The sequence below is a fragment of the Halomonas sp. ND22Bw genome (genome assembly GCF_003011945.1).
Taxonomy (GTDB): domain Bacteria; phylum Pseudomonadota; class Gammaproteobacteria; order Pseudomonadales; family Halomonadaceae; genus Halomonas; species Halomonas halophila.
In genome coordinates this window covers 1-244 of the sequence record NZ_PXWD01001556.1, presented here as the reverse complement: position 1 = coordinate 244, position 244 = coordinate 1, and the positions used below count along the sequence as shown (strand labels likewise).

1 pseudogene is annotated in these 244 nt (G+C 67.2%); it reads left to right on the top strand.

Going from position 1 to position 244, the window contains the following annotated elements:
• Positions 1-244, top strand: a pseudogene (locus tag CVH10_RS23465) (haloacid dehalogenase); the annotation flags it as partial.

The following is a 244-nucleotide window of genomic DNA, read 5'->3' as shown; positions in this document are numbered from 1 at the left end:
CACTTCTGGCTGGAACACCTGCCGCGTCGCTACGTGGAGCTGCATCGCCTCGATGAGGCGAGCCAGGAGGAGATCCGCGCGCGGATCCTGCGCGAGCAGGGGACCCTCAACTGGTACAGCCTGGCCTACTGGAGCCGCGAGCTGGGCGTCGACATCGTGGCGCTCAAGCGCGAGGTCCAGCATTTGATCGGCCTGCGCAGCGATGCCCTGGACTTCCTGCGCTGGCTCAAGCGTGCCCATCCCC